The 21969-nt window shown below is 59.8% G+C and carries 19 protein-coding genes; 13 read left to right on the top strand and 6 right to left on the bottom strand.

The features are described from left to right. Positions 1–32: 32 nt before the first annotated feature. Both ACGHU1_RS01810 and ACGHU1_RS01805 read right to left on the bottom strand, forming a co-directional pair. The gene (locus tag ACGHU1_RS01810) at positions 33–218 is read right to left on the bottom strand and encodes a hypothetical protein (protein WP_390582822.1); all 186 of its coding nucleotides are present in this window, start codon (positions 216–218) and stop codon (positions 33–35) included. A 104-nt stretch (positions 219–322) separates the two neighbouring features. Continuing rightward, a complete protein-coding gene (locus ACGHU1_RS01805; protein WP_390582821.1) occupies positions 323–1921 on the bottom strand; it encodes an isocitrate lyase in 1599 nt (532 codons plus the stop codon). A gap of 152 nt (positions 1922–2073) precedes the next feature. On the opposite strand from ACGHU1_RS01805, the gene ACGHU1_RS01800 reads away from it, so the two are divergent. The 7 genes from ACGHU1_RS01800 to ACGHU1_RS01770 all read left to right on the top strand — a co-directional run bounded on the left by ACGHU1_RS01800 (position 2074) and on the right by ACGHU1_RS01770 (position 11218). Beyond that, complete coding sequence (locus ACGHU1_RS01800; RefSeq protein ID WP_390582819.1) at positions 2074–3411, top strand: short-chain fatty acyl-CoA regulator family protein; 1338 nt, start codon at positions 2074–2076, stop codon at positions 3409–3411. Between the two features lie 108 nt (positions 3412–3519). Beyond that, positions 3520–3687 (top strand): hypothetical protein, encoded by a 168-nt coding sequence (locus tag ACGHU1_RS01795; protein WP_390582817.1) that lies wholly within the window; start codon positions 3520–3522, stop codon positions 3685–3687. Between the two features lie 143 nt (positions 3688–3830). Next, a complete protein-coding gene (locus ACGHU1_RS01790) occupies positions 3831–5216 on the top strand; it encodes a TIGR03013 family XrtA/PEP-CTERM system glycosyltransferase (protein ID WP_390582816.1) in 1386 nt (461 codons plus the stop codon). Further along, positions 5216–7360: an XrtA/PEP-CTERM system histidine kinase PrsK gene (prsK, locus tag ACGHU1_RS01785; RefSeq protein ID WP_390582814.1), complete on the top strand. Its 2145-nt coding sequence runs from the start codon at positions 5216–5218 to the stop codon at positions 7358–7360. The genes ACGHU1_RS01790 and prsK overlap by 1 nt, the downstream gene beginning before the upstream one ends. Then, positions 7353–8717 (top strand): PEP-CTERM-box response regulator transcription factor, encoded by a 1365-nt coding sequence (gene prsR, locus ACGHU1_RS01780; protein WP_390582812.1) that lies wholly within the window; start codon positions 7353–7355, stop codon positions 8715–8717. Before prsK ends, prsR begins: the two co-directional genes overlap by 8 nt. Continuing rightward, positions 8710–10212: a tetratricopeptide repeat protein gene (locus ACGHU1_RS01775; protein ID WP_390582810.1), complete on the top strand. Its 1503-nt coding sequence runs from the start codon at positions 8710–8712 to the stop codon at positions 10210–10212. Before prsR ends, ACGHU1_RS01775 begins: the two co-directional genes overlap by 8 nt. A 46-nt stretch (positions 10213–10258) precedes the next feature. Then, positions 10259–11218, top strand: coding sequence for a bile acid:sodium symporter (locus ACGHU1_RS01770; protein WP_390582808.1), 960 nt, complete (start codon positions 10259–10261; stop codon positions 11216–11218). On the opposite strand, the gene ACGHU1_RS01765 is transcribed toward ACGHU1_RS01770, so the two are convergent. Then, positions 11187–12263, bottom strand: a complete 1077-nt coding sequence (locus tag ACGHU1_RS01765; protein ID WP_390582806.1) for a DUF475 domain-containing protein — start codon at positions 12261–12263, stop codon at positions 11187–11189. The genes ACGHU1_RS01770 and ACGHU1_RS01765 overlap by 32 nt on opposite strands. A gap of 29 nt (positions 12264–12292) precedes the next feature. Beyond that, on the bottom strand, positions 12293–13165 hold the full coding sequence (gene panB / locus ACGHU1_RS01760; protein ID WP_390582805.1) for a 3-methyl-2-oxobutanoate hydroxymethyltransferase: 873 nt from the start codon (positions 13163–13165) through the stop codon (positions 12293–12295). A gap of 147 nt (positions 13166–13312) precedes the next feature. Here panB and ACGHU1_RS01755 point away from each other — a divergent pair, with 147 nt between their 5' ends. Further along, positions 13313–14743, top strand: a complete 1431-nt coding sequence (locus tag ACGHU1_RS01755) for a sodium-dependent transporter (protein WP_390582804.1) — start codon at positions 13313–13315, stop codon at positions 14741–14743. 96 nt (positions 14744–14839) lie between these two features. Here ACGHU1_RS01755 and ACGHU1_RS01750 read toward each other — a convergent pair whose 3' ends face one another. After that, a complete protein-coding gene (locus ACGHU1_RS01750) occupies positions 14840–15322 on the bottom strand; it encodes a pyridoxamine 5'-phosphate oxidase family protein (protein ID WP_390582803.1) in 483 nt (160 codons plus the stop codon). A 198-nt stretch (positions 15323–15520) separates the two neighbouring features. Between ACGHU1_RS01750 and ACGHU1_RS01745 the strand changes: the two genes are divergently transcribed. The 3 genes from ACGHU1_RS01745 to ACGHU1_RS01735 all read left to right on the top strand — a co-directional run bounded on the left by ACGHU1_RS01745 (position 15521) and on the right by ACGHU1_RS01735 (position 18308). Continuing rightward, entirely contained in the window at positions 15521–16369 is an 849-nt protein-coding gene (locus tag ACGHU1_RS01745; protein ID WP_390582801.1) for an ImuA family protein, read from the top strand. After that, positions 16254–17894 (top strand): DUF6504 family protein, encoded by a 1641-nt coding sequence (locus ACGHU1_RS01740; RefSeq protein WP_390583178.1) that lies wholly within the window; start codon positions 16254–16256, stop codon positions 17892–17894. The genes ACGHU1_RS01745 and ACGHU1_RS01740 overlap by 116 nt, the downstream gene beginning before the upstream one ends. A 75-nt stretch (positions 17895–17969) precedes the next feature. Continuing rightward, complete coding sequence (locus ACGHU1_RS01735; protein ID WP_390582800.1) at positions 17970–18308, top strand: PilZ domain-containing protein; 339 nt, start codon at positions 17970–17972, stop codon at positions 18306–18308. 63 nt (positions 18309–18371) lie between these two features. On the opposite strand, the gene ACGHU1_RS01730 is transcribed toward ACGHU1_RS01735, so the two are convergent. Further along, positions 18372–18995, bottom strand: coding sequence for a phosphoribosyl-AMP cyclohydrolase (locus tag ACGHU1_RS01730; protein WP_390582798.1), 624 nt, complete (start codon positions 18993–18995; stop codon positions 18372–18374). Positions 18996–19257: 262 nt separating this feature from the next. Here ACGHU1_RS01730 and ACGHU1_RS01725 point away from each other — a divergent pair, with 262 nt between their 5' ends. Together ACGHU1_RS01725 and ACGHU1_RS01720 are read left to right on the top strand one after the other, a co-directional pair. Then, positions 19258–20496 carry a putative DNA modification/repair radical SAM protein gene (locus tag ACGHU1_RS01725; protein WP_390582796.1) on the top strand — a complete coding sequence of 413 codons (1239 nt, stop codon included), beginning with the start codon at positions 19258–19260 and terminating at the stop codon, positions 20494–20496. Further along, positions 20496–21968 (top strand): UdgX family uracil-DNA binding protein, encoded by a 1473-nt coding sequence (locus tag ACGHU1_RS01720; RefSeq protein WP_390582794.1) that lies wholly within the window; start codon positions 20496–20498, stop codon positions 21966–21968. The genes ACGHU1_RS01725 and ACGHU1_RS01720 overlap by 1 nt, the downstream gene beginning before the upstream one ends. Position 21969: the final 1 nt, after the last annotated feature.

The raw sequence follows: 21969 nt of genomic DNA, 5'->3' as shown, positions 1-21969 counted from the left end.
TCCCCAGGAGAACTGGTTCGGGTAACGCCTGTTTAGCTGGCGGCAGGCACGTAAGTGCCAAGCCGGTGGTGCAGGGCGTTGATTTTGGCGAGCTCTTCACGGTCTTCGGTGTTGCGGGCGTGGCTTTCCAGTGCGCGGCGAAGCAGTTTCATGTCTGCTGTGGAAAGCAGCGCGCGTGCGCGCGAAGGTTCGGTCTTTGGAGTATCGGTATCGCTCATTGTCTCTCTCCTTGAGGGATAATGATGAAGCTAATGGGGGGAGAGATCGGTTCCCGCAAGATCAAGTTTCGCATGGCCTTGCGGGAACCTCCTCTCCAAGCCGCTTAAGCAGCTTCGAACTGGTTCATGGTGTTGTCTTTGCCGCCCGCTTTCAATGCGGCTTCACCAGCGAAGTATTCCTTGTGATCATCGCCGATATCGCTGCCGGCCATGTTCTGGTGCTTAACGCAGGCGATACCCTGACGGATTTCCTCGCGCTGGACGTTCTTGACGTAACCCAGCATAGCCTGATCGCCGAAATATTCCTTGGCAAGGTTATCGGTGCTGAGCGCGGCCGTGTGATATGTCGGCAGCGTGATCAGGTGATGGAAAATGCCCGCGCGCTTTGCTGCATCGGCCTGGAAGGTGCGGATTTTCTCGTCAGCTTCGGCGGCTAGATCGGTGCCGTCATAATTGACGCTCATCAGCCCTTCACGGTCAAAATCCGACACATCCTTGCCAGCTTCTGCCCACGCATCAAAGACTTGCTGGCGGAAGTTGAGCGTCCAGTTGAACGAAGGCGAATTGTTGTAGACCAGCTTTGCGTTCGGGACGACTTCGCGGATGCGGTCAACCATGCCTGCGATCTGCTCGACGTGCGGCTTTTCGGTTTCGATCCACAGCAGATCTGCGCCCGCTTGCAGCGAGGTGATGCCGTCCAGCACGCAGCGATCCTCGCCGGTGCCAGCGCGGAACTGGTAAAGGTTCGATGGCAGGCGCTTGGGACGCAGCAGTTTGCCGCCACGGCTGAGGAATACGTCGCCGTTCTTTGTGTTCGTCGGATCAACTTCTTCGCAATCAAGAAACGCGTTGTACTGGTCGCCCAGATCGCCTTCTTCCTTGGTGTAGGCGATTTGTTTGGTGAGGCCCGCCCCGAGGCTATCGGTGCGAGCGACGATGACGCCGTCTTCGACACCCATTTCAAGGAAAGCGTGTCGGCAGGCGCGGATTTTCTGATGGAAATCCTCGTGCGGAACGGTGACTTTACCGTCTTGGTGGCCGCACTGCTTTTCATCGGAAACCTGATTTTCGATCTGCAGTGCGCAGGCGCCCGCTTCGATCATTTTCTTCGCGAGCAGATAGGTCGCCTCGGCATTGCCGAAACCTGCGTCGATATCCGCAATGATCGGAACGACATGCGTTTCGTAATTGTCGATGCTGTTCTGGATTTCCTTCGCCTTCAGTTCGTCACCGGCATCGCGTGCCGCATCCAGATCGCGGAACAGTCCGCCCAGTTCGCGGGCATCAGCCTGTTTCAGGAAGGTGTAGAGTTCCTCGATCAGTGCGGGGACGCTGGTCTTTTCGTGCATCGACTGGTCCGGCAGCGGGCCAAATTCGCTGCGCAGCGCGGCGACCATCCAACCCGAAAGGTAGAGGTAACGCTGCTTGGTTGTGCCGAAATGCTTTTTGATCGAGATCATCTTCTGCTGCGCGATGAACCCGTGCCAGCAGCCGAGCGACTGGGTGTAGTCGGCAGGGTTGGCGTCATAAGCTTCCATATCGGCGCGCATGATCTTTGCGGTGTATTTTGCAATATCAAGGCCGGTGGGGAAGCGGTTCTGGATCGCCATACGAGCGGTCGCTTCGGCGTCGATTGCGCCCCAGCTCGGGCCGTTCGCCTTGATGATTTCCTGCATCTGCGCGATGGTATTCTGGTATGTCATGCAATGTCTCCTTGGGAGTTTGGGGAGGTTTGTGAGACCGCACTGACCTGATTGCGCGCGCTGCAACAGTAAAAATTACAAACTTTCGTGTCTGTATCTGCCTGATCGGCGATAATCTTGTGTAACTCTGTAAAGAAGTTTACATAGCGCGGATGAGCGATAATTCACTCCTCGCCGGGCCATCACTGCGCCGGCTGCGCAAGCGCGAAGGGCTGACGCAGGCTGCAATGGCGGCCTCGCTCGGCATTTCTCCCAGCTATCTCAATCTTATTGAACGTAACCAGCGCCCGTTATCGGCGCGCGTTCTGGTGCAGGTGATCGAACGATACGATTTCGACCCGCGCTCCCTGCGCGAAGATGAGGCGATCGGCGGCGTGGACGGCCTTGTCAGGCGCATGACCGACAAACGCTTTGCCGATCTCGGGATAGACCGGGAGGAGGTGCAGGAGTTTCTCGCCGCCGCGCCGCAGGCTGCAGCCGCCTTTGCCCGGCTGTACGATACCGCCGGAGAGGCCGCCATGCGGAGCGATGATCCGGTGGGCGAGGCGCGCATAGCAGTAGAGAAATGGCAGAATCACTTTGCCGATATTGACGAAGCATCGGAGCGCACGGCAGACGAGCTGCGCCTATCCAGCGGAGATACCGGCGCTGCACTTTCCGAGCGCCTTCGGGAAAAGCACCAATTATCCGTGCGCGTCCTGCCTGCCGAGGTGATGCCGGGGCTGGTCCACCGGCTCGATTTGCACGCCCGCCAACTGCAGTTATCCGAAATGTTGCCCGGAGCAGCGCGCCGTTTCCAGATCGCCCGGCAAGTCGGCGCGCTGGAGCAGCGCGATGCCATCGAGACGCTGGTCGCCGGAGCAAACCTGTCTTCAACAGAAGCGCGCGACCTGTTTCGCGAGCATGTGACCGATTACATCGCGGCCGCGTTGCTGATGCCATATGGCCGGTTCCTGCGCGCATGCGAGCAGACCGGATATGATGTCGATATCCTCCAGCGCCGCTTCGCCTCCAGTTTTGATCAGATTGCCCAGCGCCTTACGACGTTGCAGCGCGTCGGAGAGCGCGGTCTTCCGTTTTTCAGTGCACGGTTCGGAAGGACAGGGCGCATGGTGCACTTCACCGCAGGGGCCAGCGGGGCCGTGCATCCCATCGAAGGGGCGCGTTGGCCAGCATGGGTGCCATACGCAGCGTTTGAAAATCGCGGTGCGCTGCTGCGTCAGGCTGTAACCTTCGGCGAGGGAGAGGCAGTGCCGAAACATTGGTTCACAATCGCCCGCACGGTCGAAGTGGACGGGGCGGCCTGTTCTGCGCGCAAGGCGGTGGTTCTGGGGTTGGAGGCACGCTTCGCAAGTGAACTTGCCCATGCGCGCGGCGTGTCGCTGGCTCCCGAAGACGCGGTTCCGCTTGGCGTGGGATGCCCGCGATGCGGACGGGTCGACTGTCTGACCCCCGCTCCAGCGAGAATGGTGGGAAACCCGGTCCGGTAAGGATGACTTATTTGCAACAAAGCGGAACGCGTTGAAGCTGGCAACACGCACACGACCCGCGTCGTCACTGGTGGCCACATCGAAAGCAGGGGAAGCAGGGCCAAATGGGTGTTCCTGCTGATCCTCGTTCTGGCAATTGCCGCCGCAGTCTACATCTTTTCGCAAACGAGCGCGGCTGAAATTGCCAAGGACACAGCGATCACTGATGCCGCTGGCGAGGTGGGCGGGGGGCCGCCCAGATTGGCGTTGCTGCAAAAGGTGTCGCTGACGAAGTGACCGGCGAATAATCAACCTTTGGTTAAATATCGCCTCCCGCGCCAATCGGGGCTTAAGAAAGGCGATGTAAAATTTACCGACACTTAAGCAGTCGTGGGTAGGACGAAGCTTGCAAACAAACCCCTGCGAGCTTTGTCCGACCCATGATCCGCCTCTTCAAGCATTATATTCCGCATGCCGTGCTGTTGCTCGGCCTGTTCGATTATGTGCTGTTGTTCATCGCCGGTGAAATCGCGTGGCAGCTGCGCGCGGCGCAGATCGGGATGGACGCTGGTCCTATCTCCGATCGCTGGCTGGCCATCGCAGGGGCAGCGGGCGTCGTTTGGCTCGCGATGATTGCTGTCGGTGTTTACGGGCCGTACGCCTTGCGCAGCCTCAGATTTGCAGGCGCGCGGTTGCTGGTCGCGATCAGCCTGGGGGTCATCGCCCTCGCATTTATCGATTTTCTGGTTCCGGGCGACACATTCTGGCGCTCTACGCTGCTGTACGCGATGGGCTTTGCCATTCTGGTGCTCGTCGCTGATCGCCTGTTGCTCAACGCCTTCCTCGGATCGTCTGCTTTTCGCAGGCGGGTCATGGTGCTGGGCGCGGGAGACCGGGCGCAGCGTTTGCGGGAACTGGGCGATAAACCCGAAAGCGGGTTCGCCATCGTTTCCTATATCGCCATGAGCGAGCCCGAGCGTGTCGTTGAAGAGGCGATTGCGCGTGAGGCAATTCACGATCTGGGCCGGTTTGTCGAAAATCTAGGCGTAAGCGAGGTTGTGCTTGCCCTCCAAGAGCGGCGCAATGCGCTGCCGCTCGATGATTTGCTGCGGATGAAAACCAAAGGGGTGCATGTCAACGATTTCTCCAGCTTCATGGAGCGAGAAACGGGGCGCGTCGATCTGGATACGGTCAATCCAAGCTGGCTGATCTTCTCCGACGGATTTTCGAGCGGACGCATGATTTCCAGCGCGTTCAAACGCATTTTCGATATCATCGCCAGCCTGCTGCTGCTGATCGCAACGCTGCCAATCATCGCCCTATTTGCGGTGCTGGTGAAAATCGACAGCAAAGGGCCGGCTTTCTTTCGGCAGGAACGGGTGGGGCTTTACGGACAGCCGTTCTGCGTCGTGAAACTGCGCTCTATGCGAACTGATGCGGAAAAAGACGGAGCGCAGTGGGCGACCGAAAACGATCCCCGCGTCACGCGTATCGGCCGCTTCATTCGCAAATTGCGGATCGATGAACTGCCGCAAACGTGGAGCGTCCTGAAAGGCGAAATGAGCTTTGTCGGGCCGCGTCCCGAAGTGCCCGAATTCGTCAATTCCTTGCAGCAGGAAATCCCGTTCTATGGTGAACGGCATATGGTGAAACCGGGCATTACAGGCTGGGCGCAGACCAACTTTCCCTATGGCGCATCGACCGAAGACAGCCGCAAGAAGCTGGAATTCGACCTGTATTATGCAAAGAATTACACGCCGTTTCTAGACCTTGTAATCCTGCTTCAGACAGTGCGCGTCATCCTTTGGCCGGAAGGGGCGCGCTGATGCCCGGTTTCGGCGAATTTGAGATTTATGCCAGCCTCGCCTGCTATATCGCAGGCGCCGTGCTTAGCGCGGGTGCGGGCATGTGGATCGCGCGGTTTGGCGACCGTTCGCGCCCGGATCGCGGTCCAATGCTGGCGGCCAGTTTCCTTACTGCGACGTGGTGCGCGCTAGCTGCGGCGCTCGGCCCGATGCAGCCAGTGACAGTGTTGGCAGAGACAGCGCGCAACCTTGCACTGATCGCGATGATCTTCCGGCTGTTTTCAGCCGATGGCAGGGACGAAAGCCTGAAACCCATTCGGCCTGTTATCATCGCGCTTTCGCTGGTGCAGATGTTCCAGCCAGTGCTGTTACTGGTCAATGCTCGGGCCGGGTTCGTGCCGGAGATCGCCGCACTCAGTTTTGAAGTGTCAGCCATCCTCAACATGCTCGTCGCGATTGGCGCGCTGGTTTTGCTGCACAACCTGTATGCAGGGGCCGCAGCAGCATCGCGGATCATCTTGCGCTGGAGCGGCGTCGCGCTGGCGGGCATCTTTGCTTATGATCTCAACCTGTTCACCGTCTCGTATCTGGTGGGTGAGCATCCCGGCGTCCTGGTCGCAGGACGCGGATTGGTTGCAGGGTTTATGGCTGCCGTTCTGACAGTAGGCGGTAACGCGGCGCGCGCAGGGTTGCATTTCAAACCATCGCGCGTCGTAACGTTCCAAACGCTCTCCTTGCTCGTAATCAGCAGCTATCTGCTGGTGATGGTGCTGGTGACGCGCTCACTCACCCTGTTGGGCGGCGATCTTGCCCGGGCGGGTCAGGTCATGTTCGTGGTGTTCGGTGTGGTGCTTGCCGCGGTATGGATTCCCTCCAAACGGATGCGCGGCTGGCTGCGAGTGACAGCGACGAAACACCTGTTTCAGCACCGCTATGATTACCGCGAAGAATGGCTGCGATTTACCAGCACGATTGGTCACGGAACCACGGGCGGTGCGAGTTTTCATGAGCGCGCTGTGAAGGCGGTCGCCGATATCACCGACAGCCCGGCCGGATTGCTGCTCATATCCAACGAGGAAGCGCAGCTGGAACTGACGGCGCGGTGGAACTGGCCGACAATCGCTGTGCCCGCCATCGCAGGCGAATACGAGCTGTGCGAAATGCTCGAAAAGCACGGTCATATCCTTGATCTGGATGAGGTGCGGCGGGGTGTCGAACATCACGGAGAACTGGCCCATGTTCCCGCCTGGCTAAGAGAGGCCGAAGATGTCTGGGCGCTCATCCCGCTAATCCATTTTGATCGCCTTGTCGGAGCGATAGTCGTGGCCCGTCCGCGCATCGAACGCGGGCTTGACTGGGAAGATTACGATCTGCTGCGCGTCGTCGGTCAGCAATTGGCGAGCTATCTGGCCGAACAGGCAGGGCAGCAGGCGCTGATGGATGCAAGCCGCTTTGACGAGTTTAACCGCCGCATGGCGTTCGTGATGCACGACATCAAAAACCTCGCCAGTCAGCTTTCGCTGTTGTCAGCGAACGCGCAGAAACACGCGGACAATCCCGCATTTCGCGCAGATATGCTAGTCACGCTGCGCAATTCGTCAGAGAAACTTTCCGCATTGCTCGCCCGGCTTGGCCGGTATGGCGCGGGGCCGGTGCAGAACGTGACCGAAATAAAGCTCGCGGAATTTGGCCGGCAGCTGGCTGATAAGTTTAAATCGGTGCACCCGGTATCGTTCACGCAATCGCGCGATATCAGCGTCATGGCCAATCGGGAGGCCTTGGAACAAGCGATCATGCACCTTGTGCAGAACGCGATTGACGCAAGCGACGACAATTCGACCATTTTCCTCACCACCGCAATCGAAGGGCTGAACGGGCAGATCGACATTATCGATTCCGGTAAAGGAATGAGCCCGGAATTCGTCCGCAGCGGTCTGTTCAAACCGTTTGTCTCTTCAAAACAGGGAGGCTTCGGCATCGGAGCGTTCGAGGCGCGCGAAATGGTGAAGGCTATGCGCGGGCGCATCGTGGTCGAATCGCGCGAAGGCATCGGCACCCGTTTCAGTGTCATCCTGCCCGTGGCCGAGGCGCACCGTTTTGGCGCGGCCAGCAGCAATTCCGAAAACCAGTCGAACGAATTCAACAACGAGGTCGCAAATGGCTGACAAGAAACCCACACTCCTTATTGTCGAGGATGACGAGGGCCTGCAGGCCCAGCTCAAATGGGCTTACGAAGATTTTGAGGTTGTGATCGCTGGCGACAGGGATGCGGCAATCGCTGCCCTGCGCAGCGAAATGCCCGCAGTCGTGACGCTCGATCTGGGCTTGCCGCCAGACCCGGACGGCACGATCGAAGGCTTTGCCGTTCTTGACGCGATCATGGAGCTGAAGCCCGATACCAAGGTAATCGTCGCCAGCGGCCACGGTGCGCGAGAAAGCGCGCTTCAGGCCATCGAACGCGGTGCTTATGATTTCTATCAGAAGCCGGTGGATATCGATGCGTTGGGGCTGATCGTACGCCGGGCCTATAATCTGCACCTTATCGAGGCGGAAAATCGCCGTCTCACGGCCCATGCCAGTGAAGACAAGACGGTGCTCGGCAAACTGGTCACTGGCGCGCCGGAAATGGTGAAAGTGGCCCGCACGATTGAGCGTGTCGCCAGCACCAGCGTATCGGTGATGCTGCTGGGTGCCAGCGGGACTGGTAAGGAATTGCTGGCGCAAGGGCTGCACGATGCCAGCGACCGCAGCGAAGGTCCGTTCGTGGCAATCAATTGCGCCGCGATCCCGGAAAACCTATTGGAAAGCGAGCTGTTCGGCCACGAAAAGGGCGCGTTCACCGGCGCGGTCAAGACGACCGAGGGCAAGATCGAAAGCGCCAATGGCGGCACGCTGTTCCTGGACGAGGTTGGCGACATTCCGCTGCCATTGCAGGTCAAACTGCTCCGGTTCCTGCAAGAACGCACAATCGAACGCATTGGCGGGCGCAAGACAATTTCGGTGGACACACGGATCGTTTGCGCAACGCATCAGGATTTGGAAGCGATGATCGGCGCGGGCACTTTCCGCGAAGACCTGTTTTACCGGCTGGCGGAAATCGTCGTGCGCATTCCCGGCCTTGTGGAACGTCACGGCGATGCAATCCTGCTCGCGAAAGTTTTCCTGAAACGGTTTTCCAAGGAAATGAACCCGTCGGTTACCGGCTTCGCGCCCGATGCCCTTACCGCGATCGACACGCATGACTGGCCCGGCAATGTCCGTGAGCTGGAAAACCGGGTGAAGCGCGCAGTTATCATGGCCGATGGCAAACTGGTGAGCGCGGAAGACCTCGATTTCAATGACGAGGATGATGAGAGCGCCGATGTGCTGAACCTCAAATCCGCGCGCGAACAGGCCGACCGCCGCGTTATCCGTCATGCCTTGGCGCGCAGCGAAGGCAACATTTCCAATTCGGCAAAGATGCTCGGGATCAGCAGGCCCACCCTGTATGACTTGCTCAAACAATACGATTTGCATGCGTGAACGGCGCTATCGCCTTTTTGGACTGTGCATTGCCAGCGCGGTTGCGCTGAGTTCTTGCACGGCGGGAGGCGGGGCGGCTCCTGAAAACACCGCCGAACGCAGCGATTTCGACAGGATCGTGGCAGATGCCCGGTTCGCGATTGAAGCGGGCGATCTGCCAGGGGCAGGGCGGCTGCTGGACGAGGCGCTTACCCTGAAACCTCGCGATGCCGGCTTGTGGGTGACAATCGCCCGGCTGCGCTTTCGCGGCGGGGAGCATTTTCTGGCGCTGGAGGCGGCCGATTACGCGCTATCGCTTGACCCGAATTTAGCGCCCGCCATGCTGCTAAAGGCGCAATTCGTCCGCGATGCCTATGGCAAAGCCGCATCGCTCCGCTGGTTTGAGGCTGGGCTATCCCGGCACCCCGAGGATCCCGACCTGCTGGCCGAATACGCCGCAACGCTTGGCGATCTGGGGCGGCATCGTGACATGCTTACAGCGGCGCGAAAGCTGGCCGAAATCGACCCGCGCGATCCGCGGGTGCATTACCTTCAGGCGGTCCTTGCCGCGCGCGCGCACGATCCCGTGCTGGCGAGCAGCCTGCTTAAACGCAGCGGAATGGCGGATCGCGGCGTTCCGTCAGCAATCGTTGTCAGCGCAATTATCGACATGCAGCAAGCCAACTTTGACAACTCAGTAACCGCGCTCGACCAATTGCTGGTCAGACAGCCATACAACATCCGCGCCGCAGAACTGCTGGCCCGCGCAATGTGGCTAGGCGGGCGCGAACGCGAGTTGATAGAGAGGTTCGCCGGCTATGCGGACGGTCCGGCAAGCTCGCCGTATATCACCATGCTGGTGGGGCGCTCTTTTGAGCGGCAGGGGCAGCGCGGTAGTGCGGCCCGATATTTGCAGCGCGCCGCCGATATGGACGCGGGCGAACTTGCGCCAATCACCGAAACCGGCGCCGTTCTAGATGACATTGCGCAGCCGTCTACGCAGATGCGCGCGGCGGTGAGCAAGGGGCGTGCGTCAGAGGCGACCACGCTGGCACAGCGATACGCCGCCGATTATCCGCAATCGGCGGATATCAGGGTGCTGTCCGGCGACGCGCGGCTGTCCGCAAAAGATGCCTCTGCAGCGTTAAACGATTATGCAGATGCCGCGCGTGTGCGGCGGTCATGGCCGCTCGTTCGTAAGATCATTGCGGCCTATCGCTTGTCGGGAGATGACGATGCCGCCGATACATTGCTGGCGCGGCAGATTACCCAAGATCCGCTCAATTCAGAGGCGCTTGTCATGCAGGCTGGTCGCAGCGCCGCCGACGCAGATTGGCTCCGCGTCAAAGTGCTGCTGGACCATGCGGCGAACATCGGTGCGGGCAATGATCCGCTGTTGCTTAGGCTGCGATTGCAGGCAGCCGAGGAACTGGGCGATAACGAGCAAGCAAAGGCGTTTCGCGCGGCTCTATCGTCCTTGCAGCCGCCTGCGTTTGTGACCCGTGATCCTGATTGATCTCGACAAGCGGGCCGAGCGTGGGCAGGGGCGGGCGATGTCGAAGATGCGTACAGCCCTTTTCGATCCGATGATCGCTGTGCTGATTATCGCGACGTTGCTGGCCCTGATCGTGCCCGCGACCGGCGGCGCACGCGAGGCAGCGCAGGATATCTCCAGCGTTTCGATATTTCTCCTGTTCCTTGTCAACGGAATGCGCATTGCGCGCGGAGAGATTGTGCGCGCGGCGGCAAACTGGCGGTTTTTCGCGCCGCTGCTCATGTTCGTATTCGGCGTGATGGCGGTTTTCGGCCTCGGCTTTGCAAAGCTTGCCGCGATTTTTGCCGCTCCTGAAATTGCGCTGGGCTTCGTCTTTCTCGGCGTGCTGCCATCGACGATCCAATCAGCCACCAGCTACACGACGCTGGCCGGGGGGAATGCCGCGCTCTCGGTTATCGGCGCAGCTTTGATCAACATAGTCGGAGTGTTCGTAAGCGCGCCGTTGTTTGCATTGCTGGCAGGAAGCGAGGCGGTTGACCTAGGCCCGGATACGCTTGTCCGCATCGGCTTTATCCTGTTGCTGCCCTTCGCGATCGGGCAGCTTTTGCAAGGCTTCACGCGGGACTGGCTGCTTGCACGCAAGCCGAAAATTGTGTGGCTAGATCGGACGGTGATCGGGATCGCCGTTTACGTCGCCATGTCCGGCGCTGTGGGACAGGGTCTGCTGTCGGGCATGTCGGCCATGACCGGCCTGTGGTTGCTGGCGATCACGGCGGTGTTCATGCTGATCGCATATTTCCTGGCCTGGCACACCGCGCGGCTCGGAGGGTTCGGACGCGGGGACCGGATCGCTTTTCTATTCGCCGGGCCGCAGAAAAGCGTCGCCATCGGTGCGCCGCTGGCCGCGATTTTGTTTGCGCCGGAGATTGCAGGGTTCGTGATCGCCCCGCTGCTGATCTACCATTTGCTGCAATTGCTGGTCGCGGCCCCGCTGGCTACGCATCTTTCGCAAGGGGAGCCGGGTTAGCGGCGGATTGCTTGCGATTGTGGCGGACCGACCACCAAAGCGAGACCCCGATTAGCACCGCACCGATCAATCCGGTGAAGGTTTCGGGAATGTGATATTTCGCCGAAATCAGCATGATCATGCCCAGCACAATGATTGCCCAGAACGCGCCGTGTTCCAGATACCGGAACTGCGACAAAGTGCCCGCGCGCACGAGGTGGACTGTCATGGAGCGAACGAACATTGCGCCGACGGACAGGCCGATAGCGATCACGATCATGTTGTTGGACAGCGCAAAGGCACCGATTACTCCGTCGAAGCTGAAACTTGCATCCAGCACTTCGAGATAGAGAAATCCGCCAAGGCCTGACCGGACAACTTCGCCAGCAGCCTTTTTCTTCGCCTCGCCTTGTTCGATGATCTCGCCAAGCGCATGCACACCGATGAATGTCAGCAGGCCGAGCACCCCTGCGGTCAGGAATGTCAGAGCTTCCTCAGGCGTGAGCAGGGTCGATATTGCGTACAGCACCGCCAGAACCAGCCCGATTTCCATTGCAGGAATGCTGGAAAACCGGCTGACGGCACGTTCAATCGCGCTGATCCAGTGAATGTCCTTATCCTCGTCAAAGAAAAAGGTGAGGCCCACCATAGCCAGAAACGCCCCGCCAAAGCCCGCAATGCCGATATGCGCGCCTGAGACGATGCGTTCGTATTCCTCTGGATCACCAAGCGATAGCTGGACAGCTTCCCACGGGCCGATCTGCGCGGCGATCGACACGATTGCGATGGGAAACACGATCCGCATCCCGAACACTGCGATCAGGATGCCGATGGTCAGAAACCGTTGCTGCCAGACCGGGTCCATCTCCCGCAGGACTGTAGCATTGACAACCGCGTTATCGAAACTGAGCGACACTTCGAGGATCGACAGAACGAACACGATCCACAGGATTGAAAGCATCCCGCCGATTGTGCCGGTGCTTACCCAGCCATACCATCCTGCAAGCGCGAAGCACGCAGCGGTGAAAAACAGTGAAAATGTGTAATAACGCAGCAGCGTTTGCATGACAGGTCAGGCCTTGATTTCGAGAGGGCTCAGCTTTTGGGCTGATAGGTTTGTTCATCGCTGGGGAAGCTGCGGGCGCGGACTTCTTCGGCATAGGTTGCGACCGTTTTGTCGATTACGCTGGCAATATCCTCGTAACGTTTCACAAAACGCGGCACGCGCTCAAACATGCCGAGCATGTCTTCTGTCACCAGCACTTGCCCGTCGCACTGGGCGGACGCTCCGATACCGATGGTGGGGCAAGAGACGGCCTGCGTCGCGGCGATGGCGATGGGTTCGACCACGCCTTCGATCACGATAGCGAACGCGCCGGCCTTATCCAAAGCGACCGCATCGGTTACAATCTTGTCAGCCTCTGCATCGCTGCGCCCGCGCGCAGCATATCCGCCCAGCACATTGACCGCCTGCGGGGTCAGGCCGACATGGCCCATGACAGGGATGCCGCGCGAATTGAGAAATTCGACAGTCGGCGCCATCCCTTCGCCGCCTTCAAGTTTTACGGCGGCGGCGCCAGTCTGTTTCAGCAAATAGGCTGCGCTTTCGAAAGCTTGCTCGGGCGAGCTTTCATATGACCCGAACGGCATGTCTACGACGACAACCGAGTGGTACGATCCGCGCACCACAGCAGCGCCGTGATTGGCCATCATTTCCAGCGTGACGGGGATTGTTGATGGCAGGCCGTAAATCACCTGTCCCAGCGAATCCCCTACCAGCAGCAGGTCGCAATGACTGTCCAGCAATTGCGCCTGACGCGCGGTATAGGCGGTCAGCATCACCAACGGTTCTTCGGTAACGCCGTCTTTCTTGCGCGATCGCACGCGCGGGACGGTCAGCCGCCGCATCGGTTTGGGGGTTGGGTTTGCTCTGCTGGTGCTCGTATCGAGCTCAAAAGTCGTCGACATGGCCGCTGCGTCTAGCGCCTGACGGGCCAAAGGCCAATTGTTGATATCTCAATGGCCCCTTGGCGCGGGCGCAGTTTCGTTGCAGAGAAGCAAGGCATACACCACGGCGCGTCGGGGGACGCGTGCAAAAGGGATAAAATTTCAATCATGGTAGCATCCACCGGTTCGGGCGAGCGCGAAGGCTGGTCCTCGCGCAGCGCATTCATCTTGGCCGCCGTCGGCGCGGCGGTCGGTCTGGGCAATGTGTGGCGATTCCCGACCCTTGCCGGGGAAAGCGGGGGTGGGGCGTTCGTCCTGTTCTACGTCGCCTGTGTGTTCCTGCTCGGCCTGCCGCTGGTCATCTCCGAAATCTTCATCGGCCGCACCGGACAGGACGACGCGGTTGGCTCCATTCGCAAAGTGGCGAAACAGTCGGGCGCGTCGGGTTCATGGTCGTTGTTCGGATTTCTCGGTGTGCTGGCGGCGTTCCTGATTCTGTCGTTCTATTCGGTCGTTGCCGGATGGGTGCTGTATTACGTCGGCGTGATGGGCGCTGATTTCCTTGGCGCGATCATGGCAGGCGATCCGTTCAGAGGTGCGCTACTCGGTGAAAGCCAGGAAGCTGTGTCTGGCCGCATGGGAGAGCTGTTTGCCAACCCGATGCTGCTGCTTTCGATGCACTTTGCTTTCATGGGTCTTACACTGTTCATCGTCGCGCGCGGCATCGGTTCGGGGATTGAGGCCGCGGCCACGATCCTGATGCCGATGTTCTTTGTGCTGCTGGTCGGGATCACGGTTTACGGCGCATTCGTGGGTGACATGACAGAGGCGTTGGCGTTTCTGTTTACCCCTGACTGGTCGAAACTGACGCCGCAGGTGATGAACACCGCGCTGGGTCAGGCGCTGTTTTCCCTGTCGCTGGGCGTTGCCGGGCTGATCACGTATGGTTCGTATATCAAGGGGCCGAGCGGCCTCGGTTCGACATCGGTCACCATCGCGTTTGCCGATACGGGTGTGGCGCTGCTGTCGGGCCTGATGATTTTCCCGATCGTGTTTGCCGTGGGTCTTGATCCGGCGGCAGGCCCTACGCTTGTGTTCCAGACGCTGCCATTTGCATTCCAGACGATGCCCGCAGGCGCGCTGATCGGGCTGCTGTTCTTTGTCCTGATCCTGGTCGCGGCTGTGACCAGCTCGATCTCCTTGCTTGAGGTGCCGGTGGCATGGGGCATTGGAGAAATGGGCTGGAGCCGCCGCACATCATCGCTGGTGTTCGGGGGCGGGGCGTTCCTGATCGGGATCGCCTGCCTGCTGGGTTACAATGTCTGGTCCGATGTCCGTCTTTTGGGTTTCTGGCCGCTATTTGCTGAAACCGATATTCTGGACACGGTTGATGGCTTTACAGGCAAGGTGATGCTGCCGCTGGGCGCGTTCTTCACCGCGATATTTGTCGGTTGGAAGGCGGATCGCCGTCTTGTGAAGGAGATGACCGGGCTTTCAGGTGTCTGGCTGTCGCTGTGGCGCTTTCTGATCGCATGGCTCTGCCCGTTGGCCGTGGGCACCATTTTGATTACCGGACTGTTCCCGCAAATACTCGGCTAGGCCCGGCGAATCCTAGCTGGACGAAAAAAGGGCCGCTCCGTGATGGAGCGGCCCTTTTGCGGCCCGTATTATTATTATGTGTTCGGGCGGAATGTTTTACAGCGTTGTTTCGGCATGCTTGTCCTGAACATCGTCATGGACGGTCATGCCCATCGCCATCTTTGCAGTGGTGAGGATGCTCATGTCGCCGCTCCAGATTTCCGCATCGCGCAGGTCCATGCGCAGGAACAGGATATCGGGATCGTCCTTGCCGCCGTCGTACCAGGCCTTCACAAAGTTGTTCCAGAAATAGTCGAAACGTTCCTGGCTGTCTTCGATGAAGAGGCTGCCGTGGAAACGGGCGTAAACATCGTGTCCTTTGCCTTCGTAGGTGGCAGTCACCGGACCCAGCTTGGCAAAATCGCTGCTTTTCTGGCTGAAGAACCAGACCGAGCTATCGGCGTCCTTGTCCGTTTGCGCGGTCATTGGAACTGCGGTTTGCGGCTCTCCGTCGCGCTGGAGGAAAAGGAACGGAGAGTCCGAAAGGGCTTTCCAGAATTTGGTTTTCAGTTCGTCGGCGTTTCCGTCTTCGTAACGCATATATTCAATCTCCTGTATTTGCTTAACTAACGGGGCAGGGGACCATCCGTTCCAAGCCGGTCGGCAGGACGAGGCTGTGACTGGGTAAAACACGCGGGATTGCACGAAGCCGCCAAATGTGGAACATATTAGGAACAAAGGTGACTCGGGCGAGTCTCTTTTCCAACAATCACATTTCTAACACTCACAGGGTTTGCAATGTCGGCATCCGTTTCTCCCAGCGGCGCAAAGGCGCTCCAGTCTGTTCCTGCCTCGACTCTGGTCGCAGAAGGGGCTGGCCGGCTGTCCGCAGGTGATATCGCGGCGCTTTCAAAGGCGCGCGAGGGGCGCTGGCAACCCGGCCTTGCCGATCAGGCCAGCCATAGCGAGATTTTCGCAAGCTCCAGCGATGCGAGCGGGGCTGGGCTGGCCTTTGCCCTTGCGCGCGATGCCTTGCAGGTGGCGAAACGGGACGAGCCTGATCCTTTGGCAGAGGTGCAGGACCGGCGGCAGGTTTTGTGGGTGCAGGACAAACGCGCGGCGCAGCGCAGCGGACGCCCTTATATCCACGGCCTGCCATCCGATTTGCGCGGGCGGATCATCCATGTCGAGGCGGAGGATGCCCAGGACGCGCTCTTCGCCTTGGAAGAGGGGCTGCGCTGCCGCGATCTTGCCTGCGTTATCGGAGAGATTTCCGGCAATCCGCGCACGCTCGATTTCACCGCTTCGCGCAGGCTCAGCCTTGCGGCGGAAAAACACGGCGTGACGCTGTGGCTGGTGCGGCTGGATGCCGCGCCGGAGCTATCCTCTGCCAGAATGCGCTGGAGGTCGAGGCCGGCTGCCTCTTCACCGGCGCGCTGGAACAGCGACGCCCCCGGCGCGCCAGCCTGGCAGGCGGAATTGTTCAGGGCGCGCAGTCATGCACCGGGAGAATGGATACTCAAAGATGACAATGGACGTTTGCGAGCGCGGCGGACCGGCACCCCGGTCGCGGCCAACACGCAGGATATTGGCGATCTGGTTCGCCCGACTGTCGGTCGATCGCTGGCGGCTTGCGCACGGCTCTGACAGCGCAAAGTGCAATCCGGGCGAGGGTGCCGATGCCCTGCCGACGGTTCTGATTACAGAAACAGCGCACGGCCCGCGCATTGATGCGGCCAACCGGGCAGGGCACACAGCAGGCGCGCGGGCGGGAATGATGCTGGCCGATGCGCGCACGCTTTGCCCGGACATCCAGACCGCCCCCGCCGATCCCGCAGGCGATCTCGATTTTCTGGAAAAACTCGCGCTCTGGTCGCAGCGTTGGGGACCGTGGAGCGCGATTGACCAGCCCGACGGCGTGTTGGTGGACATCAGCGGCGCAGCGCATCTGTTTGGCGGAGAGAAACGCCTGCTGGACGATGTCGAAACCGCATTTGCAAAACGCAGCCTGTACAGCCGCGCGGCCATTGCTCCAACAGCAGGGGCGGCATGGGCGTTGGCGCATTTCGGGCCGGCTAAAGCCATCCTTGGGCCGCGCGATGATGCGCTTCAATGCCTTTCAGACCTTCCTGTGTCGGCTTTAAGGCTGGATCAGGACGTGCTTACGGTGTTGCGCAGGTTGGGGCTGAAACGGCTTGGCGATCTTGTAAGTATTGCGACCGGACCTGCGGACCGCGCAGAGGCCGCGGCGCGCGATGCGCTGCACCGCCGGTTTCGCAATCGCAAATCCCCGTCGGCCAATCCGCTCGTCCGGCTCGACCAGCTGATGGGCCGCGTGCCGGAACCGCTGCTGCCGATTGTGCCGCAGCACGCGCCGATGGTGCAGCGCCGCCTGATGGAGCCGATCCGCCATCGCAGCCTGCTCGACAAGGTGTTGCACGATTTGGCCGATGACATGGTGCGCCAGCTGGAGGCGCGCGGGGAAGGGGCAAGGCGGCTTGAGCTGGGGCTGTGGCGGGTCGATGGAGAGGTGCTGGTGCGCAGGCTTGAACTGGCCGCCGCCACGCGTGAAGCGGCGCATATGACGCGCCTGTTCGCCGACCGGCTTGAAGACATAGAGGCCGGTTTCGGGATCGAGACTGTGCGGCTGCGCGCCAGCTGGGCCGAACCGCTCGACCTTTCGCAGGGCGATGTCGAACAGGCAGCAGAGCGCCACGGCACCTCGCTGAATGCCTGCATCGACAGATTGACAGTCCGGCTTGGCCCGCACGCCGTGCGCCGTCCGGTTCCCCATGCCAGCCATCTGCCTGAACGCGCGCAGACGTGGCAGCCCCCGCTGGAGCCAGAGCGCAGTTCGCAGCCGATGTTAGAGTTCCACGAAAGGCCTCTGAAAATACTCGATAAACCCGAATCGATTGCGGTCCTGTATTCCTCTCCCGATGGGCTGCCCCAGCGTTTCCGGTGGCGCGGCAATGTGTGCGAAGTGTCGCGGGTTGAGGGGCCGGAACGCATTGCGCCGGAATGGTGGCGCGAGAAATCGACAGTGCGCCTGCGCGATTACTACCGCATCGAAGACAGCGAGGGGCGGCGCTATTGGATTTACCGTCACGGCATTGCGGGCGACGGCAGGGGCGGGATGCCGAATTGGTATCTGCAAGGACTCTACAGCTGAAGCGTTCGCAACAGCGCGGTTCATACCAACATTAGCAGTCAGCAAATTTTTACGTTTGTTCATTAATGCGTTCTCATGAACATGCACAGCATCTCTCGCGCTGCAGAGCGACGGTCGCTCAGCTTGATGGTGAAGGGCCGCGTGAAGTCGCGCCCTGTTTATGTCGATTTGATCGATATTTCCGAAGGCGGCTGCAAGATTCGCGGCTCAAATGGATTTGCGGAAATCGGCGATCGGGTCACGATCAAGGTGGACGGTGTCCACGCGCCGCTCGGTACGGTTGCATGGATTGACGGCAGGCTGGCCGGAGTGTCCTTCGAAGGCGAGATGCATTCGGCAGTCATTGACCATCTGGTCAATTCGCAAATGTGCAAATACGTCGAAGCCAAGAAGGCTGGCGGCAAGCAAATCTGAGCAGATAGCAGGCAGCAAAAAGGGCCGCCCCCAAGGAGCGGCCCTCTGCTATGTCTCGCAAAATCAATTCGGGCTGTAAGGAATGGTCGATTTGTGCACGGCCATTTTCAGGTCACCTTCTGCGTCGCGAATATATCCGATCGTATACTCGACCTTCGTTTCATCACCGCCGTTGGTCGGGGTAAAGTAGTAGTTCCCCATGGCGACTGCCATGTTGCAGATGTTGTTCGTGATACCAGCGTTTTGCCAGCGTACTTTTGACCACGGTGTGATCGCAAAACCCTTGTCCTCGGGATAGGAAGGATTGCCTCCGACGAAATAGGAGAGCGCTCCATCGAATGATGGACGGAATTGTTCGACTGATGCGAGCGTCGGCTTGAACAGCACGAGGCTCTCGTCATAGGCATAGAATTTGTCGATGTGATCGATGGCTGCCTGGCGGTAATCGCCACCGGACGAATACGCCTCGCCGATCTCTATGATCCCATTGCCCCATGCCTCCTGTGCGGCAACGACTTCTTTCTCCGTGATACATTGCAATTGCGCCTCGGTCGGGGCGCGAGGCTGGTCAGCGCCGAGCGGCATGGTGCCGGTGCTCTGTGCGGCGACAGCTGTCGTGCAAAGCGCGCTCGCGGCGGCCGCAAGCGTCAGTTTGGTTTTAATAGATACTGAAATTGAATTCTTCACGTTCGTCTCCTTTAGGCGCCATACGCTCCATCGAGAAGCGTTGGCCGTTCGTTCGAGGGACGAGGAAGACACTGGCCTCCTCGTCACAAAATCTTCGGCATACGCCGCGATTTACGTCCGACATCACGAGCAAGATTGCTCGCCAGAGGGGCCCGGTCCGTGGTGTTATAATGTCTCAAACTCGCGCGGGTTCCAAGCGAATGCTAGTAATTTCATTTGCCGAACTGGATTTGAGAACATACAAGGAACATATAGGTGTTCCATGACTCAACAAACGATCCAGCAAAAACTCGAAATCCTTGCCGATGCGGCAAAATATGATGCCTCCTGCGCGTCATCCGGAACGGCGAAGAAAAACTCGCTGGGCGGGAAGGGGATCGGCTCGACCGAAGGGATGGGGATATGCCATGCCTACGCGCCTGACGGCCGGTGTATCTCGCTGCTGAAAGTACTGCTGACCAATCACTGCATTTTCGATTGTCACTACTGCATCAACCGCAAAAGCTCGAACGTGCGGCGAGCGCGCTTCACCCCTCAGGAAGTCGCTGACCTCACGATCAATTTCTACAAACGCAATTATATCGAGGGGCTGTTCCTTTCATCGGGCATCATCAAAAGCTCCAATTACACGATGGAGCAGATGGTCGAATGCGCGCGGATCCTGCGCGAGGAATACGATTTTCGCGGCTACATTCATCTCAAGACTATTCCCGAGGCCGATCCCGAATTGATTTATCAGGCCGGGCTGTTTGCTGACCGTGTTTCGATCAATGTCGAACTGCCGACACGCAAAGGTTTGAACCGCTTGGCCCCGGACAAGGATGAACACCAGATCGAAGGTGCGCTCGCCAAAACCAAATCGCGCATCATCGAGGCGAAGGATGAAAGGAAGCGGTTCAAACACGCGCCGCGCTTTGCCCCGGCGGGCCAATCCACCCAGATGATCGTGGGCGCGGATAATGCCAGCGATGCCGATATCGTTGGCAAGGCGAGCACGCTATACGGCAATTTCGGCCTGCGCCGCGTCTATTACAGCGCGTTCTCGCCAATCCCCGATGCGAGCGCGGTGCTACCCTTAAAACGCCCTCCGCTGATGCGCGAACACCGTCTTTACCAGTCGGACTGGCTGATGCGGTTTTACGGCTATGCTGCGGGAGAAGTCGCGCAGGCGACCGATGCGCACGGCAACCTGCCGCTTGATATTGACCCCAAACTGGCATGGGCGCTGAAATTTCGCGGCAGTTTTCCGGTCGATGTGAACCGTGCACCGAAAGAACAATTGCTGCGGGTGCCGGGGCTGGGGACGACGGCGGTAGGCCGGATCCTTGCCGCGCGGCGGCACCGGACTTTGCGGCTCGATGATGTGGCGAAGCTGACCCAGTCGATTGCCAAGGTGCGCCCGTTTCTGGTCGCGCTGGACTGGCGGCCTACGGCGCTGACCGACCGCGCTGATCTGCGCGCTTTGCTGGCGCCCCGGCAAGAACAGCTGGAGCTGTTTTGATGGGCGCTCAAAAGGCCTCGGTGCAGAACGCCTCTCTCGGCTCGCGCTATGTTGTGCACCTGCCGACGCCTGATGATTTCGCATTCTGGCGAGAGCGCGCGCGGGCGCTGATCCAGTGCGATGTGCCGCCTGATCGTGTGAGCTGGGTTGAACCGGGCGGGACGGGCGATCTGTTTGCGCAGGAAGGGCCGTCTAGCCGGGAAAAGCGGTTGCCTGTGCCGGATGCGGACGCTCCGCCTGTCCGTGCCAGCAAACGCTTCATGAAACTCGCCCGTAACGCAGCGCTTCATTCCGATCCCGAACGTTTTGGCCTGCTGTACCGGATGCTCTGGCGGCTCCAGTCCAATCCACGCGCGATGGAGGACAAGGCCGACCCCGATGTGCGCCGGATCGAGGAGCTGGATAAATCGGTGCGGCGCGACAGCCATAAAATGCACGCTTTCGTCCGTTTCCGCGAAGTGGCGGGCGAGGATGGCGCCGCAGAGGCAGGCGAACACTATGCCGCGTGGTTTGAGCCTGACCATCATATCGTGCGCGCCAATGCCAGTTTCTTCATGCGCCGCTTTGCCAATATGAACTGGTCGATCCTGACCCCGTGCGGCTGCATTCATTGGGACGGCAAGGTGATGCGCGAAAGCGGTCCGGCGCAGCGCAGCGATGCGCCATCGGGCGATCCGGTGGAGGATCTGTGGAAGTCGTATTACGCCTCCATCTTCAATCCCGCGCGGCTGAAAGTCGGGGCGATGCTTTCGGAGATGCCCAAGAAATACTGGAAGAACATGCCCGAGGCCGAGATGATCCCTGATCTGATCGCGGGCGCCCAGGCGCGCGAGGCAGGGATGGTGGCGGCGGGAATGCGCGAAGAGCGCCAGCAGCCCGGCACTCTGACGGCGGTTGCCGATGCGATTGCGAATTGCCGCGATTGTCCCATTGCCGATTGCGGCACCCGCGCTGTCATGGGTGAGGGCGCACCGGGTGCTGCGCTGATGATCGTGGGCGAACAGCCGGGCGATCAGGAGGACATGCAGGGCAGGCCGTTTGTCGGTCCGGCGGGCCAATTGCTGGACCAGTATCTGACGCGCACCGGGATTGATCGCGCGGATGCCTATGTCACCAATGCGGTGAAACATTTCAAATACGTCCAGCGGGGCAAACGGCGCATCCACCAAAGCCCGCAGGCCAAAGAGATCGACACCTGCCGCTGGTGGCTGGAGGCAGAACGGGCCGCTGTAAAACCGCGCGTGGTGCTGGCCCTTGGCGCGTCGGCTGCGCGCAGCCTGCTGGGTAAGACGGTGAGCATTTCAAAAGCGCGCGGCAAACCTGCCATGCTGGAGGACGGGTCCGAACTGTGGGTGACGGCGCACCCGTCCTACCTCCTGCGTCTGGAAGGCGATGCGCGTGAGAAGCAGGCGGCTTTGTTCGAGGCGGATTTGACGGCAGTAAAATCGCGCCTTCTGGAGCTGGCAGCGTGAC

It is taken from the genome of Erythrobacter sp. MTPC3, from assembly GCF_042854385.1.
Classification (GTDB): Bacteria; Pseudomonadota; Alphaproteobacteria; order Sphingomonadales; family Sphingomonadaceae; genus Erythrobacter.
The sequence above is the reverse complement of the archived record's forward strand: the minus strand, read 5'-3'. Positions and strand labels throughout refer to the sequence as shown.